Annotated in this window: 14 protein-coding genes; 8 read left to right on the plus strand and 6 right to left on the minus strand. The window is 75.0% G+C overall.

Annotated features, from left to right (window positions below; genetic code table 11):
* Nucleotides 1-37: 37 nt before the first annotated feature.
* On the minus strand, nucleotides 38-844 hold the full coding sequence (locus ACSNOH_RS16920) for an SDR family NAD(P)-dependent oxidoreductase (RefSeq protein WP_436722177.1): 807 nt from the start codon (nucleotides 842-844) through the stop codon (nucleotides 38-40).
* A gap of 64 nt (nucleotides 845-908) precedes the next feature.
* A complete protein-coding gene (locus ACSNOH_RS16925; RefSeq protein WP_436722178.1) occupies nucleotides 909-1,055 on the minus strand; it encodes a hypothetical protein in 147 nt (48 codons plus the stop codon).
* Nucleotides 1,056-1,208: 153 nt separating this feature from the next.
* Between ACSNOH_RS16925 and ACSNOH_RS16930 the strand changes: the two genes are divergently transcribed.
* A complete protein-coding gene (locus tag ACSNOH_RS16930) occupies nucleotides 1,209-4,535 on the plus strand; it encodes an NACHT domain-containing protein (RefSeq protein WP_436722179.1) in 3,327 nt (1,108 codons plus the stop codon).
* A 36-nt stretch (nucleotides 4,536-4,571) separates the two neighbouring features.
* Here the strand turns inward: ACSNOH_RS16930 and ACSNOH_RS16935 are convergent, their stop codons facing one another.
* The 3 genes from ACSNOH_RS16935 to ACSNOH_RS16945 all read right to left on the minus strand — a co-directional run bounded on the left by ACSNOH_RS16935 (nucleotide 4,572) and on the right by ACSNOH_RS16945 (nucleotide 6,777).
* Nucleotides 4,572-4,952 (minus strand): hypothetical protein, encoded by a 381-nt coding sequence (locus ACSNOH_RS16935; protein ID WP_436722180.1) that lies wholly within the window; start codon nucleotides 4,950-4,952, stop codon nucleotides 4,572-4,574.
* On the minus strand, nucleotides 4,949-5,203 hold the full coding sequence (locus ACSNOH_RS16940; RefSeq protein ID WP_436722181.1) for a hypothetical protein: 255 nt from the start codon (nucleotides 5,201-5,203) through the stop codon (nucleotides 4,949-4,951). Before ACSNOH_RS16940 ends, ACSNOH_RS16935 begins: the two co-directional genes overlap by 4 nt.
* A 110-nt stretch (nucleotides 5,204-5,313) precedes the next feature.
* On the minus strand, nucleotides 5,314-6,777 hold the full coding sequence (locus ACSNOH_RS16945; RefSeq protein WP_436722182.1) for an NAD(P)H-hydrate dehydratase: 1,464 nt from the start codon (nucleotides 6,775-6,777) through the stop codon (nucleotides 5,314-5,316).
* Nucleotides 6,778-6,923: 146 nt separating this feature from the next.
* Between ACSNOH_RS16945 and alr the strand changes: the two genes are divergently transcribed.
* From alr to ACSNOH_RS16965, 4 genes are all read left to right on the plus strand, one after another.
* Entirely contained in the window at nucleotides 6,924-8,102 is a 1,179-nt protein-coding gene (gene alr / locus ACSNOH_RS16950; RefSeq protein ID WP_436722183.1) for an alanine racemase, read from the plus strand.
* A 144-nt stretch (nucleotides 8,103-8,246) separates the two neighbouring features.
* Complete coding sequence (locus ACSNOH_RS16955; RefSeq protein ID WP_436722184.1) at nucleotides 8,247-9,518, plus strand: alpha/beta fold hydrolase; 1,272 nt, start codon at nucleotides 8,247-8,249, stop codon at nucleotides 9,516-9,518.
* 202 nt (nucleotides 9,519-9,720) lie between these two features.
* Nucleotides 9,721-10,203, plus strand: a complete 483-nt coding sequence (gene tsaE / locus ACSNOH_RS16960) for a tRNA (adenosine(37)-N6)-threonylcarbamoyltransferase complex ATPase subunit type 1 TsaE (protein WP_436722200.1) — start codon at nucleotides 9,721-9,723, stop codon at nucleotides 10,201-10,203.
* 186 nt (nucleotides 10,204-10,389) lie between these two features.
* Nucleotides 10,390-10,620 (plus strand): hypothetical protein, encoded by a 231-nt coding sequence (locus ACSNOH_RS16965; RefSeq protein WP_436722185.1) that lies wholly within the window; start codon nucleotides 10,390-10,392, stop codon nucleotides 10,618-10,620.
* Nucleotides 10,621-10,733: 113 nt separating this feature from the next.
* On the opposite strand, the gene ACSNOH_RS16970 is transcribed toward ACSNOH_RS16965, so the two are convergent.
* On the minus strand, nucleotides 10,734-11,345 hold the full coding sequence (locus ACSNOH_RS16970; protein ID WP_436722186.1) for a hypothetical protein: 612 nt from the start codon (nucleotides 11,343-11,345) through the stop codon (nucleotides 10,734-10,736).
* Between the two features lie 183 nt (nucleotides 11,346-11,528).
* Between ACSNOH_RS16970 and tsaB the strand changes: the two genes are divergently transcribed.
* The 3 genes from tsaB to tsaD are packed head-to-tail and all read left to right on the plus strand — an operon-like array spanning nucleotide 11,529 to nucleotide 13,910.
* Nucleotides 11,529-12,197, plus strand: coding sequence for a tRNA (adenosine(37)-N6)-threonylcarbamoyltransferase complex dimerization subunit type 1 TsaB (gene tsaB / locus ACSNOH_RS16975; protein WP_436722187.1), 669 nt, complete (start codon nucleotides 11,529-11,531; stop codon nucleotides 12,195-12,197).
* Between the two features lie 23 nt (nucleotides 12,198-12,220).
* Nucleotides 12,221-12,754 (plus strand): ribosomal protein S18-alanine N-acetyltransferase, encoded by a 534-nt coding sequence (rimI, locus tag ACSNOH_RS16980; RefSeq protein ID WP_436722201.1) that lies wholly within the window; start codon nucleotides 12,221-12,223, stop codon nucleotides 12,752-12,754.
* Nucleotides 12,738-13,910 carry a tRNA (adenosine(37)-N6)-threonylcarbamoyltransferase complex transferase subunit TsaD gene (tsaD, locus tag ACSNOH_RS16985; protein ID WP_436722188.1) on the plus strand — a complete coding sequence of 391 codons (1,173 nt, stop codon included), beginning with the start codon at nucleotides 12,738-12,740 and terminating at the stop codon, nucleotides 13,908-13,910. Before rimI ends, tsaD begins: the two co-directional genes overlap by 17 nt.
* The last annotated feature ends 35 nt before the right edge of the window (nucleotides 13,911-13,945 follow it).

Consider the following 13,945-nt stretch of genomic DNA (forward strand, 5'->3'; position numbering starts at 1 on the left):
CGCCGGGTGCCGGCGCCCGGGGCGCGCCCCCGTTCCCTCACGCCGTGAACCCTCCGTCCACCTCGATCGACGCGCCCGTCACATACCGGCCCCCGTCGCCCGCCAGGTAGACGACCGCGGCCGCGATGTCGTCCGGCTCGGCGTACCGCCCGAGGGCGGTGAACCCGCGGATGGTGTCCGCGTTCGGGTTGTGCGCGGGGTCCGCCGGGTTGGCGTCGGTGTTCGTGGGGCCGGGGTGGACCAGGTTGGCGGTGATGCCGCGCGGGCCCAGGTCGCGGGCGAGGCCTTTGGTCATGCCGGTGAGGGCGGTCTTCGTGAGGGAGTAGAGGGTGAGGCCGGGGAAGACCGTACGCCCGGCGATGTTGCTGCCGATGCTGATGATGCGGCCGCCGTCGGTCATGTGGCGGGCGGCCGCCCGGGCCGCGAGGTAGGGCGCGCGGACGTTCACCGCGACCGTGCGGTCGAACTCCTCGGCGCCCAGGTCCTCGACGGTTCCCACGGGGAACAGGCCCACGTTGTTCACCAGGATGTCGAGCCGGCCGAACGCCTCGGCGGCCCGGTCGACGGCGCCGGTGACGGCGCCGGGGTCACCGCTGTCGGCCCGCACGGCCAGGGCCCGCCGCCCGCCGGCCTCGATCTCGCCGGCCACGGCGGTGGCGAGCCCGGCGCTGCGCTCGTACGTCAGCGCCACGTCGGCACCCGCCTCGGCCAGCCGCCGGGCGATGGCGGCACCGATGCCGCGGCTGCCGCCGGTGACGAGGGCGGCCTTGCCGGAGAGGGGGCCCTTGCCGGAGTCGGAGAGGGGAGCCTTGCTGCTGAGGTCGCTGCGGTCGTTCGTGTTCATGTGCGCCAGCATGGTCATTCGGGCGGCCCGAATCCGGCGGGAATCGGCCGCGGCGTTCGGCGGCTCAACGAGCCGGGGACGCCTCGATCGCGTCGATCAACTCTCCGTACCCCTCCAGCACTTCCCCCGCAGCGGTGAGGAACCTCTCGCGAAGGCGTTCCCTGTGCTCGTCGTCACTGCCGGAGTCCGTGGCCATGCGCTTCTTCATCATGCGGGCGACGCGACGAGCACCATCGCGCCCGGCTCCCCGCATTGGCGGAACACACTGCTCGAACCGTCTCCCTGACGTATCGTCGGTCGCCGGAAACGCCGTCGGAGGGGATGCGGCGCCGGAGGGGATACGGCGTCGTCGGAGGGAATACGCGTGCACCCGGCGAAGGAACGCATCGCAGCGGTTTTCGGACGCAGCCAGGGCAGCGGCTACCTCCTGGCCCCGAACCTCGTGCTGACCGCCGCACACGTGGTCGGCGACTGCCCGAACCCCCGCGCGATCGTCCCCGGCGGGACCGGCCAGGTCCGCTGCAGGGTGGTCTGGGCGCGCGACGACAACCGGCGGTGCGACGTCGCCCTCCTCGCCGGCGAGCGCGACCTCGTCCCCGAGGACGTCGCCGCGGCCTTGGAGCCCCTCGTCTGGGGGCGCGCCTACGACCTGAGGGTCTGGCCCGGCGCCCAGGCCGTCGGCTTTCCGCACGTCCAGCGGGACGCCGCCGGTGAGCTCGACACCGAGCAGGTCGTCGGCTCCCTCAAGCCCGGCAGCAATCTGCTCAGCGGCCGGCACGTGCTCGACAGCGAGCACGGCGCGCCGCTGCCGCCCGGCGACGGCGGCTCGCCCTGGGCGGGCATGTCCGGCGCCGCCGTCTTCGTGGACGGCCTGCTCGCGGGCGTGGTCTGCGCCGACCCGCAGGGCTGGCGGCACGGCCGTCTCACGGTCACCCCGTCGGCCACGCTCTGGCAGGACTTCGCCTTCCTCAGCGCCTGCCTGCTCGCCGGGCACAAGCCGGAGTCCCGCTCCCTCGCCTCCCCGCGCCAGCTGGAGATCGAGGAGTTCGAGCGCCGCCTGCGCCGCTACGTCGTCGAGAAGTCCGGCGAACTGACGATCATCGGGCTGACCCTCTCCGACGGCGAGGGCGAGACCTGGCCGCTGGACGCCGCGTACCTGAGCCTCGAACTCACCGGAGGCGGCGCGCGGGGCGACGGCGGCCGCGGCGCGGCGCGCGTCCCGGACGAGTGGGCCGCCGGGAACTCCACGCCCTCCGCCAAGCGCGCCGAGGAGGCCCTGGCCGGCCGCCGCCGCGTCCTGCTGCGCGGCGCCGCCGGCTCCGGCAAGACGACGCTGCTGCAGTGGCTCGCCACGATCACCGCCCGCGGTGACCTGCCGCCCGGCCTGGGCCACCTCAGCGGCTGCATGCCGATCACCCTCCCCCTCCGCACGCTCATCCGCCGCGGCGAACTCCCGCAGCCCGAGGAGTTCCTGGCCGCGGCCGCCGGCCCGCTCGCCGGCCTGCCCGCCGCACAGGGCTGGGCGACCCGCCGGCTCACCGAAGGCACGGCGCTGCTGCTGATCGACGGCGTGGACGAGGTCCCCGAGGCAGACCGCCGCCGCACCCTCACCTGGGTCAAGGACCTCCTCGCCGCCTACCCCGACGCCCGCTACGTCATCACCACCCGGCCCTCCGCCGTACGGGAGGGCTGGCTCGCCGACGCCGGCTTCACCGAGCTGGAGCTGCTCCCCATGAGCCGCGGCGACGTCCTGTCCTTCATCGACCGCTGGCACGACGCCGCGGGCGCCCGTCACCACGAGCCCCTGCGCGCCTTCCGCGACGCCCTCACCACGGCCGTCGTCACCAAGCGCGACCTCGGCGTGCTCGCCACCAACCCGCTGATGTGCGCGCTGATCTGCGCTCTGAACCGCTCCCGCAAGGGCTATCTCCCGCACGGCCGCATGGAGCTCTACCGCGCCGCGCTGGAGCTGCTCCTCGTACGGCGCGACCGCGAGCGCGGCGTCGTCGTCGGCGACGACGGGCCCGAGCTGGAGCACGCCCAGCAGGTCGCCCTCCTGCAGAAGATCGCCTACTGGCTGATCCGCAACGGCCGCACGGTCATCGAGTGGCACAAGGCCGTCGAGATCCTCGACCGGGCCCTCCCCGCCATGCCCGCCGTGGCCGCCCGCGGCAGCGCCGAGGACATCCTGCGCCACCTCGTCCTGCGCAGCGGCCTGCTGCGCCGCCCCACGACCGAGACCCTCGACTTCATCCACCGCACCTTCCAGGACTACCTGGGCGCCCAGGCCGCCGTGGACGACTGGGACTTCGACGTCCTCGTCAACCACGCGCACGACAGCCAGTGGGAGGACGTGCTGCGGATGGCCGTCGGGCACGCCCCGCCGCGGGCCCGCGCGGAGCTCCTGCGGATGCTGCTGCAGCGGGGCGACAGCGAACCGGCGCACCGGGCCCGCCTCCACCTCCTCGCCGCCGCCTGCCTCGAACAGGCCACGGAGGTCGACTGGGAGGTCCGCGCGCGGGTGGAGAAGGCGGCGGGGGAGCTCGTACCGCCGCGGGACCTGGAAGCGGCGAAGGAGCTCGCGACGGCGGGACAGGTGGTGCTGGACCTGCTCCCCGGGCCGGAGGGGCTCTCGGACGAGGTCGCGCACGCGGTGGTCGTCGCGGCGACGACGGTCGCCGACGAGAAGGCGGTGCCGCTGCTCGCGCAGTACGTGGACCATCCGCACCAGCAGGTGCGCGCACAGCTCGCCTGGGCCTGGGACCGCTTCCCCACCGAGCCCTACGCGGAGGCGGTCATCGGCCGGCTGGCGTACGAGGGGGAGGCGTACGAGGCGCTGGAGTTCGTCGCGAAGACGGAGGAGCACCTCGCGGCGCTCAAGCGGCTCGGCGGGCGGCCGCGGGTGCAGCTGCGGGACTGGCCGGTCGGCGGGGACCTGTCGGACCTGGCCACGCCGGTGCTCAGCCACGTCACCTTCTGGGGGCACGGGGAGACGGTCGACCTGCGGGTGCTGCGCGACTGCCCGCCGCTGCGGGGCCTGCGGGTCGTCGACTTCGGGCGTCTTCTCCACCTGGACGCGCTGGACGTACGGGCCCTGGAGAGCCTGCACGTGTGGCTGGCCGAGCACTTCCACGACTTCGGCACCATGCGGCGCATGCCGGAGCTGCGCGAGCTGACCCTGTCCGGCCGGGCGGCGACGGCCTCGCTGCGCTCCCTGGAGCTGTCCCTGCCCCCGAAGCTCCGCTACCTGAACCTCGGGTCGGGCCCGTGCATGGTCACGAGCTTCTGGGGCCTGGAGGGGCACCCGGCGCTGGAGGAACTGGCGTTCCGCGCCGGCACCGGCTACCGGAGCGCCTTCGCCCTGCCGTCCCTGCCGGCCCTGCGGACCCTGCGGATCTGGGGGGAGGACCTGAGACTCCTGACGCAGTACGGGTGCGTCCCGCAGGTGGAGACGCTCAACCTCACCGAGGCGTACGGCACGGCCGGCCTGGGCGACGTGCCGCGCGCGTACCCCGGCCTCAAGGAGCTCCGCCTCATCGACCCGGTGCTCGCGGACGGCGCCCCCCTCGACCTGGCACCTCTCGCGGCCCTGGGCCCGGCGAAGCTCGTCGTCCGCCACCCGGGCCCGGTCATCAACCAGGAAGCCCTGGCCGAAGGCTCCGACCTGACCCTCATCACCCACCGCCAGTGAGCACGTCCCTCCGCCCAGCTGTACGTCCGCGGCCGCTCAAGGGTTGATGTCGAGCACCCGCACGAGTTCCCCCTCCCAGCGTCCGGGCTCCGCCGTGGCGACGAACGCCCCGCCGGGTCGCTCGGGGTTCGGCTCGGCGGCGTGCCGGGTGTGTGCGTCGGCCCAGGTGCCGCTGCTCGCAATGGCCAGCGCCGCCGGCAGGTCCAGGTCGAGGACGGTGACGCCGGGGAGCGCGGCGAGGTGCTCGGCCGTGCCGGGACGGGCCCGGTCGGCCTCGACCAGTGCGCAGGCCGGTGCGTACAAGTGCCATCCCGCTTCCATGTGCGCGCGGTGGATGAGCCGGGAGGCGACGGCATTGCCGCGGCCGGCGGCCACCATGGCCGTGTGGTCGAGGACGATGTGCAGCTGGTCGCTCACCGCGCGGCCTCGGAGAGCCGCCGGTCCAGTTCGGCGTCGAGCCGTTCTTCCTCGTCCCGGCTGGGGTCGTAGCCGTTCCACTCGCGCAGCACGCGACGGGCTCGTTCGGCTTGCTCGGCGCGCTCGGCAGGGGTGAGGAGCTCGTCGGCAAGGCGGGAGAGATAGGCACGCAGCGACATGCCTTCCGCCGCGGCGACCTCGGCGAGGCGGTTACGGGCATCGACGGGAATGCGGATGTTCGCGTCTGCCATGGGTAATCCTCTGTTCAGCACGAAGGAAGGGTATGGGTACGTACCCGTACCCATATGTCATTCTCCCGGATTCCTCTCGAACGAGTGGCTCCCGGGGCCCGCAACTGACGTCACCCCGCAGCAGTGAGCACGTCCCTCCACACCCCCCGCAGTTCCTCCGCCACGCCCACCGCCGTCAGCGGTGCCTCGCCCAGTTCGCGTGCCGCCAGGCCGTGCAGGTACGCCCCCACCGACGCCGCGTCCCGGCCGCTCAGGCCCGCCGCCAGCAGGGAGCCCGTGAGGCCCGAGAGGACGTCGCCGCTGCCCGCCGTCGCCAGCCACGGCGTGCCCGTCGGGTTGACCCGCACCGTGTGGTGACCGCGGCTGCCCGGGGCGGCTGCGATCACGGTGGTGGAGCCCTTCAGGAGGGCCGTGGCGCCGAAGCGCTCGGCCAGGGCGCGGGCCGCGGCCAGCCGCCCGGCCTCGACCCGTTCGCGCGAGACGCCCAGCAGCGCGGCCGCCTCGCCCGCGTGCGGGGTCAGGACGGTCTCCGCCGTCCGGGCCCGTACCGCGTCCGGTGACATCAGGCGCAGCCCGTCCGCGTCCACGAGGACGGGGACGTCCGAGGCCAGGACGTCCTCAAGCGCCTGCCGGGCGTCCGTGCCGTCGCCGAGGCCGGGGCCGACGACCCAGGCCTGGACGCGGCCCGCCTTCGACGGAGGGCCGGACGAGACGAGGGTCTCGGGGAAGCGGGCGATCACGGCGTCCGCCGCCGGGCCCGCGTAGCGGACCGCGCCCGCGCCGCCGTGCAGGGCGCCCGCGACGGCGAGGACGGCCGCGCCGGGGTAGCTGGCCGAGCCCGCGACGACGCCGACGACGCCCCGCCGGTACTTGTCGCTCTCCGCCGCCGGCCGCGGCAGCAGCGCCGCGACGTCCGCATGCTGCAGGGCTTCGGCGTCCGGCCGGGCGGGCAGCTCCGCGGCCAGGCCGATGTCGACGAGCCGCAGCGCGCCCGCGTGCTCGCGCGCCGGGTCGATGAGCAGGCCGGGCTTGTACGCGCCGAAGGTGACCGTCGCGTCGGCGCGCACCGCCGTGCCCCGCACCTCGCCGGTGTCGGCGTCGACGCCGCTCGGCAGGTCGACGGAGACGATCACCGCGCCGCCGTCCGACGCGGCGCGGGCGAGCTGGGCCGCGTCCGGGCGCAGCCCGCCCCGGCCGCCGATGCCGACGATCCCGTCGATCACGACGTCCGCGCCGCGCACGGCCCGGTCCGCGGCCTCGGCGGAGGCGACGCGCCCGCCCGCCGCGAGCAGCGCCGCGAGCCCCTCGGCGTGGGCCCGCTCCGGGTTCAGGAGCACCGCGGTCACCCCGGCGCCGCGCCGGGCGAGCCGGGCGCCGGCGTACAGCGCGTCGCCGCCGTTGTCGCCGCTGCCGACGAGCAGGGCGATCCGTGCCCCGTACACGCGCCGGAGCAGGCCGGCGCAGGCGGCGGCGAGCCCGGCGGCGGCGCGCTGCATCAGGGCGCCGTGGGGGAGCTGTGCCATGAGCGCGCGCTCGGCGGCCCGTACGGTCTCGACGCTGTAGGCAGTCCTCATGCCCTCAGTCTCACCCTCGGTCTCACAACGGCGCGCCGTTCACGCCCCCGGATGCCCGGGGAAACGACTCCCGAAATGACACCCTGCGCCCCTGCCCGAGCCCCACCCCTCACGCCCCGCCCGGCCGTCCTGAGAGACTGACGTGGATGAACGAGACTCCGCTCCGCGCCCGCGAGACCCCGACGCGCGCCCGTGCCCTGGTCGACCTGGCCGCGCTGCGGGCCAACGTACGCACGCTCAAGGCCCGCGCGCCCCGGTCGCAGCTGATGGCCGTCGTCAAGGCGAACGCCTACGGCCACGGCGCCGTGCAGTGCGCCCGCGCGGCTCGCGAGGCCGGCGCGGAGTGGCTCGGCACGGCCACGCCGGACGAGGCGCTGGCGCTGCGCGCAGCGGGGGACACGGGCCGGCTGATGTGCTGGCTGTGGACGCCGGGCGGGCCCTGGCGCGAGGCCGTCGAGGCGGACGTCGACGTGGCGGTGAGCGGGGTGTGGGCGCTCGCGGAGCTCACCGAAGCGGTGCGGGCCGCGGGCCGTCCCGCCCGCGTCCAGCTGAAGATCGACACCGGTCTGGGGCGCAACGGCTGCCAGCCTGATGACTGGCCGGAACTGATCGCCGTGGCGCGCGAGGCGGAGGAGGCCGGCCTCGTGAAGGTGACCGGCATCTGGTCGCACTTCGCGTGCGCCGACGAGCCGGGCCACCCCTCCATCCGGGCCCAGCTGGAGGTCTTCCGGGACGCGGTGGCGTACGCGGAGCGGCAGGGCGTCGAGCCCGAGGTGCGGCACATAGCCAACTCGCCGGCCACCCTGACGATCCCCGAGGCGCACTTCGACCTCGTCCGGACGGGCATCGCCATGTACGGGGTGTCGCCGAGCCCCGAGGTGGGCACGCCGCAGGACTTCGGCCTGAAGCCGGTGATGACGCTGTCGGCGTCCCTGGCGTCGGTCAAGCGGGTGCCGGGCGGCCACGGCGTCTCGTACGGGCACCACTACGTCACCCCCGGCCCCACGACCCTCGCGCTCGTCCCCCTGGGTTACGCGGACGGCATCCCGCGCGCGGGCTCCGGCACCGGCCCGGTGCTGGTGGGCGGCAAGTGGCGGACGGTGGCGGGCCGGGTGGCCATGGACCAGTTCGTGGTCGACCTGGGCGGCGACACGGCGGAGGCGGGCGACGAGGCCGTGCTGTTCGGGCCGGGCGACCGGGGCGAGCCGACCGCCGAGGACTGGGCACGTGCCACGGGCACCATCGCCTACGAGGTTGTCACGCGCATCTCCAATCGCGTGCCGCGCGTCTACGTCGGTGAGACCGTGGACGGATACACCGGGTAGGTCCGGCGGTACGGCGGTCGGGCAGTACGACAGTACGGCGGTACGGCGGTACGACGGGCCTGGACCGGTGCACGAGACTGGCGCACGAGCACGACGGGTACGCGGACGTGGACATACCGACGAACGGGGACACGGGGGCGCGCGATGGGAAGTGACAGCGGGAGCGCGGGCACGGCGGCGGCCGTCGGGGCCGCCGGGGCGATCGAGGCGGTGGCCTCCGCCGGAGCCGCAGCGGGTGCGGCCGGCGGCTGGCGGCGCGGCGCGGGGGTCGCGGGCGCGGCCCTGGGCGTCCTGGCCGCGGGAGCCGCGGTCGGCGTGGCGGTCGAGCGGCTGACGGTCGGGCGCGGCATGCGCCGCAAGGCGCGGCTGGCCCTGGACGCGTCGGGCCCGTACGGGACGCTGCGGGGAACGCCGGGCCGGGTGGTCGCGGAGGACGGCACCCGGCTGTACTACGAGGTGGACGAGCCGGGCGGGACGGGCGAGAAGGCGGACGCCTCCCGGCGGCTGTTCGGCGGCCGCCGGACGCCCGCCGCGCCGCCCGTCACGGTCGTCTTCAGCCACGGCTACTGCCTCAGCCAGGACTCCTGGCACTTCCAGCGCGCCGCCCTGCGGGCCGCCGGCGTCCGCGCGGTCTTCTGGGACCAGCGCAGCCACGGCCGCTCAGAGCGCAGCCGTACGGACGCGGTCTCCATAGACCTCTTCGGGCGCGACCTCAAGGCGGTCATCGACGCCGCCGCCCCCGAGGGGCCGCTGGTGCTCGTCGGGCATTCGATGGGCGGCATGACGACCATGGCGCTGGCCGCGCAGTACCCCGGCCTGATCGCCGAGCGCGTCGTCGGCACGGCCTTCCTCGGCACGTCCCCGGGCGGGCTCGCGGAGAACACCTACGGGCTGCCGGCCGCCGGGATGAGCCTGGTGCGGCGGCTGGTCCTGCCGGGGGCGTTCAAGCTGATGGCGGCCCGGCCCGAGCTGGTCGAGAAGGGCCGGCGCGCCACGGCCGACCTCTTCGCGGGCGTGCTGCGGTGGTACTCCTTCGGGTCCGCGGACGTGGACCCGGCGGTCGTGCGGTTCGCGGAGCGGCTGCTCGAGGCCACGCCGGTCGACGTCGTCGCGGCGTTCTACCCGGTCTTCGCCGAGCACGAGAAGCGGGAGGCGCTGTGCGCCTTCGACGGCATGCCCGTGGTCGTCGTGGCCGGTGACAAGGACCTGCTCACCCCGAGCGAGCACAGCGAGGCCATAGCGGAGGCCCTGCCCGGTGCCCGGCTCCTCCTCCTGGAGGAGACCGGCCACCTGCTGATGCTGGAACGCCCCGAGGCCGTCACGGGCCAGCTGGCCGACCTGCTCACCGCGGCGGCGGACGGCGGGGCGCTGAACCGCGGGCGCCGCGCGGCGGCGGGAGCACGCGGCCGGGCGTGAGGCGCGCGGGGGCGTGAGGCGCGTGGGGGCAGGGCTGCCGCGAGGCGCACGCGCCCGGCTCGTACGGGCACACGCGCCGGGGCGGCCCCGCCCCGTACCATCGGCGGATATGAGCGCCCAGCCTGAGACGACCGCCGCCGACCCGAAGACCCCGACGCCTGCCGAGACCAGCGCAGAGCTCACGGTCAGGACCGCCGACGCCATGCGGGACCTGGGCCGCCGGCTGGCCGGCCTGCTGCGCCCCGGCGACCTCGTGCTGCTCACGGGCGAGCTCGGCGCGGGCAAGACGACGCTGACCCGCGGCCTGGGCGAGGGCCTCGGCGTGCGCGGCGCCGTCACGTCCCCGACGTTCGTCATCGCCCGCGTCCACCCGAACCTCGGCGGCGGCCCGGCCCTCGTCCACGTCGACGCGTACCGGCTCTCCGGCGGCCTCGACGAGATGGAGGACCTGGACCTCGACGTCTCCCTCCCCGAGTCCGTGATCGTCGTGGAGTGGGGCGACGGCAAGGTCGAGGAGCTGTCCGACGACCGGCTGCACGTCGTCATCCACCGCGCGGTCGGTGCGAGCGCCGCGGACGCGGCGGACGTGGCCCACGCCGCGGAGGACGCGGACGACGTGCGGAGCGTGCGGGTGACGGGCGTGGGAGCGCGCTGGTCGGGCGTGGACCTGACGCAGCTCGGCTGACCCGCCGGGAGGGCGTCCGGCCGACCCGCCGGGAAGGCGCGAGGACGCACGCCGGGCGAGCGCCGCTGTACGTTCCGACAAGCCGTCGGCAAGATGTTGCATCGGCGGCTGCGGGCGTGGTCACATGGTAGGCAGAGACACGGTTAGGTCTACCTAACCTTGCCCAGATGCCCCCCAGGAGGCACCATGCCGGCACCAGAGCAGCCGCAGTCGCAGCCCGCCGAGCCCGGCTCCTCGGAGGAACGGCCTCCGTCGGTCCCGGTCCCGGTCACGGTTCCCGTCCCGCTCCCGACCTCGATGCGCGACCTGCTGGCTTCCTGCGCGGCGGCGGACGCGGTGTCCAAGCCGCCGACGGCGCCGGGGGCGCGGGGCGACGAAGCGACGACTGCGCCGGAGACGCGGGACGCGGCGGCCTGAACCCGGGCTGCGCCCCGGATCCCTGGAAGTGTGCCGTCCTGCGGCTGCGGGCCGTCCGTGGCTGGTCGCGCAGTTCCCCGCGCCCCTGACGGGGCGCGCCCGGGGAGAATCCCCTACGCGACCACAACCACCTTCGTGCCGTTGACGGCGAAGTCCCACATCGCCCTGCCGTCCGCAGGACTCTCCCGCACCGCGCCCGTCTTCTTGCCCGACGCCGGATCCGGCAGCGACCCGTCCACCGCGGCGCTGAAGCCGAAGACGACCCCCGCCGCGTCCTTGTGGAACCGCACCACGTGCTCGATGGCCTTGCCGTCGGAGCCGGTGCCCGTCGCGTCCCGCGAGGTCACCTTGTACGGCCCCGGCTGCGGGTTCACCGCGCTGGGCGCGACCTCGAAGCTGTGCGTCGCCTTGCCGTCCGCGCCGACCAGCCACACCCGCTTCTGCCCGAGCGCGTAGACGACCCGCTGCCCCGTGCCGGAGCCGGCGGGAACGGGCGGCGCGGCCTTCTCCCCGCCCTCGTCCTTCCGGGAGCCGTCGCCCGGGCCGCCGTCGCCCTGCGCGCCGTCCTTGCCTTTGCCCTTGTCCTCGGCCTTGCCGGAGGCGCTCGCCTGCGCGGCCCGCGGCTTGTCGGGCGCGGCCTCGGCCTGGAAGGCCAGGAAACCGACCCCCGCGAGGGCCGCCGCGGTGAGAGCGGCCACGAAGACCCCCGAGCTGCTGCGTGCCACGGCTGCGCACCCTTCTCTTCCTACGTACATACGCATACGGCGTTGCGGTGACCGTAGCACCCGCGGCCACCCGCTCCGCGCCGCCGCAGCCCCCTGCGCCACGCGCCGCCGGAGCCGCCCGCACGGGCGCGACGCACCGCCGCCCCCCGGCGAGCCGCGGTCCGCGCGCCGTAGTCTGTCAGTGTGCTGCTGCTCGCTCTTGATACCGCCACGCCCGCCGTCACCGTAGCCCTCCACGACGGCGACGAAGTCGTCGCCGAAGCGCGTCAGGTCGACGCGCGCAGGCACGGTGAGCTGCTGCTTCCGTCCGTCGACCGGGTGCTCGGCGAAGCGGGCCACAAGCTGGACGCCGTCACGGACATCGTGGTGGGCGTCGGCCCCGGCCCGTACACCGGCCTGCGGGTCGGCATCGTCACCGCCGCGACCTTCGGCGCCGCGCTCGGCGTGCCCGTGCGCGGCCTGTGCTCGCTCGACGGCATCGCGTACGCGGCCGGGCAGGCGGGCCTGGAGGGCGAGTTCGTCGTGGCGACGGACGCCCGCCGCAAGGAGGTCTACTGGGCGCGGTACGCCGACGCCCGCACGCGCGTCACCGAGCCCGCCGTGGACCGCCCGGCGGACCTGACCGAGAAGCTGGCCGGCCTGACGGCCGTCGGCGCGGGCGCCGTGCTCTACGCCGACGCGTTCACGGACGTCCGGGCCGACATGCCCGAGCACCAGTCGGCCGGCGCCCTGGCGTGCCTCGCCGCGGAGCGCCTGCGCACGGGCGGCGCGTTCCTGCCCGACCAGCCGCTCTACCTGCGCCGCCCGGACGCCCAGGTGCCCGCGAACTACAAGGTGGTCACCCCCAAGTGACCACGAACGTGCGTATCCGCGAGATGCGCTGGTGGGACATCGGGCCGGTGCTGGAGCTGGAGCGCGCGCTGTTCCCGGACGACGCCTGGTCCAAGGGGCTGTTCTGGTCGGAGCTGGCGCACGCCCGGGGCCCGGGCGCCACGCGCCGCTACCTGGTCGCAGAAGAAGCCGGTGAAGCCGGAGCAGCGGAACAAGCCGGAGCAGCGGAACAAGCCGAAGGAGCCGGCCGCGTCGTCGGCTACGCCGGCCTCGCCGCGATCGACGGCACCGGCGACGTCCAGACCATCGCCGTCGCCCAGGAGCACTGGAGCACGGGCCTGGGCTCCCGGCTGCTGGGCGAGCTCCTGACCGCCGCCACCGACTTCGAGTGCCGCGAGGTGCTCCTCGAAGTGCGGGTCGACAACACCCGGGCCCAGCGCCTGTACGAACGCTTCGGCTTCGAAGGGGTCGGCGTGCGCCGCGGCTACTACCAGCCCGGCAACGTCGACGCCCTCGTGATGCGCCTCTCCGATCCCCTCTCCGCAGTGCAAGGAATGACCCATGGCTCGCAAGGCTGACGAACCCCTCGTCCTCGGCATCGAGACCTCGTGCGACGAGACCGGCGTCGGCATCGTCCGCGGGCACACGCTGCTCGCCGACGCGGTCGCCTCCAGCGTGGACGAGCACGCGCGCTTCGGCGGCGTCGTGCCCGAGGTGGCGAGCCGCGCCCACCTGGAGGCGATGGTCCCGACCATCCAGCGGGCGCTGAAGGAGGCCGGCGTCAGCGCCAAGGACCTCGACGGCATCGCGGTCACGGCGGGCCCCGGCCTCGCGGGCGCGCTGCTCGTCGGCGTCTCGGCGGCGAAGGCGTACGCGTACGCCCTCGGCAAGCCGCTCTACGGCGTCAACCACCTCGCCTCCCACATCTGCGTCGACCAGCTGGAGCACGGGCCGCTGCCGGAGCCGACGATGGCCCTGCTGGTCAGCGGCGGCCACTCCTCGCTGCTGCTGGCCCCGGACATCACCTCCGACGTCCGCCCGCTCGGCTCGACCATCGACGACGCGGCGGGCGAGGCCTTCGACAAGGTCGCCCGCGTGCTGAACCTCGGCTTCCCCGGCGGCCCCGTCATCGACCGCTACGCCCGCGAGGGCAACCCGGACGCGATCCGCTTCCCGCGCGGCCTGACCGGCTCGCGCGACCCGCTCTACGACTTCTCCTTCTCCGGCCTGAAGACGGCCGTGGCCCGCTGGATAGAGGCCAAGCGGGCGGCGGGCGAGGAGGTGCCCGTCGCGGACGTGGCCGCGTCGTTCCAGGAGGCGGTCGTGGACGTCCTCACGCGCAAGGCCGTCCGCGCGTGCAAGGACGAGGGCGTCGACCACCTGATGATCGGCGGCGGCGTCGCGGCGAACACGCGCCTGCGGGCGATGGCCGAGCGGCGCTGCGAGGACGCGGGCATCACGCTGCGCGTGCCGCGGCCGAAGCTGTGCACGGACAACGGCGCGATGGTGGCGGCGCTGGGCGCGGAGATGGTGGCGCGGGGGCGTGCGGCGTCGTCGTGGGAGCTGTCGGCGGACAGCTCGCTGCCGGTGACGGAGACGCACGTGCCGGCGGAGGAAGCGGAGGAGCGCGAGCACGGCCCCGGTCATGGTCACGGCCACGGCCACAGCTACGGTCACGCCCATGACCACGACCACGTCCACGAGCTGAGCAAGAAGAACCTGTACGAGTCGTAAATGGGCGCCGGTATAACGAAACTGCCCCCGCCGCC

The organism is Streptomyces sp. URMC 127 (assembly GCF_051386535.1).
Classification (GTDB): domain Bacteria; phylum Actinomycetota; class Actinomycetes; order Streptomycetales; family Streptomycetaceae; genus Streptomyces.

What these genes read in the sequence shown, in the direction of transcription:
- ACSNOH_RS16955 (WP_436722184.1), top strand. Translation starts at nt 8,247, where the DNA reads ATGGGAAGTGACAGCGGGAGCGCGGGCACGGCGGCGGCCGTCGGGGCC.
- rimI (WP_436722201.1), top strand. Translation starts at nt 12,221, where the DNA reads ATGCGCTGGTGGGACATCGGGCCGGTGCTGGAGCTGGAGCGCGCGCTG.
- ACSNOH_RS16925 (WP_436722178.1), bottom strand. Translation starts at nt 1,055, where the DNA reads ATGATGAAGAAGCGCATGGCCACGGACTCCGGCAGTGACGACGAGCAC.
- tsaE (WP_436722200.1), top strand. Translation starts at nt 9,721, where the DNA reads ATGCGGGACCTGGGCCGCCGGCTGGCCGGCCTGCTGCGCCCCGGCGAC.
- tsaD (WP_436722188.1), top strand. Translation starts at nt 12,738, where the DNA reads ATGGCTCGCAAGGCTGACGAACCCCTCGTCCTCGGCATCGAGACCTCG.
- ACSNOH_RS16940 (WP_436722181.1), bottom strand. Translation starts at nt 5,203, where the DNA reads ATGGCAGACGCGAACATCCGCATTCCCGTCGATGCCCGTAACCGCCTC.
- ACSNOH_RS16920 (WP_436722177.1), bottom strand. Translation starts at nt 844, where the DNA reads ATGAACACGAACGACCGCAGCGACCTCAGCAGCAAGGCTCCCCTCTCC.
- alr (WP_436722183.1), top strand. Translation starts at nt 6,924, where the DNA reads ATGAACGAGACTCCGCTCCGCGCCCGCGAGACCCCGACGCGCGCCCGT.
- ACSNOH_RS16945 (WP_436722182.1), bottom strand. Translation starts at nt 6,777, where the DNA reads ATGAGGACTGCCTACAGCGTCGAGACCGTACGGGCCGCCGAGCGCGCG.
- ACSNOH_RS16965 (WP_436722185.1), top strand. Translation starts at nt 10,390, where the DNA reads ATGCCGGCACCAGAGCAGCCGCAGTCGCAGCCCGCCGAGCCCGGCTCC.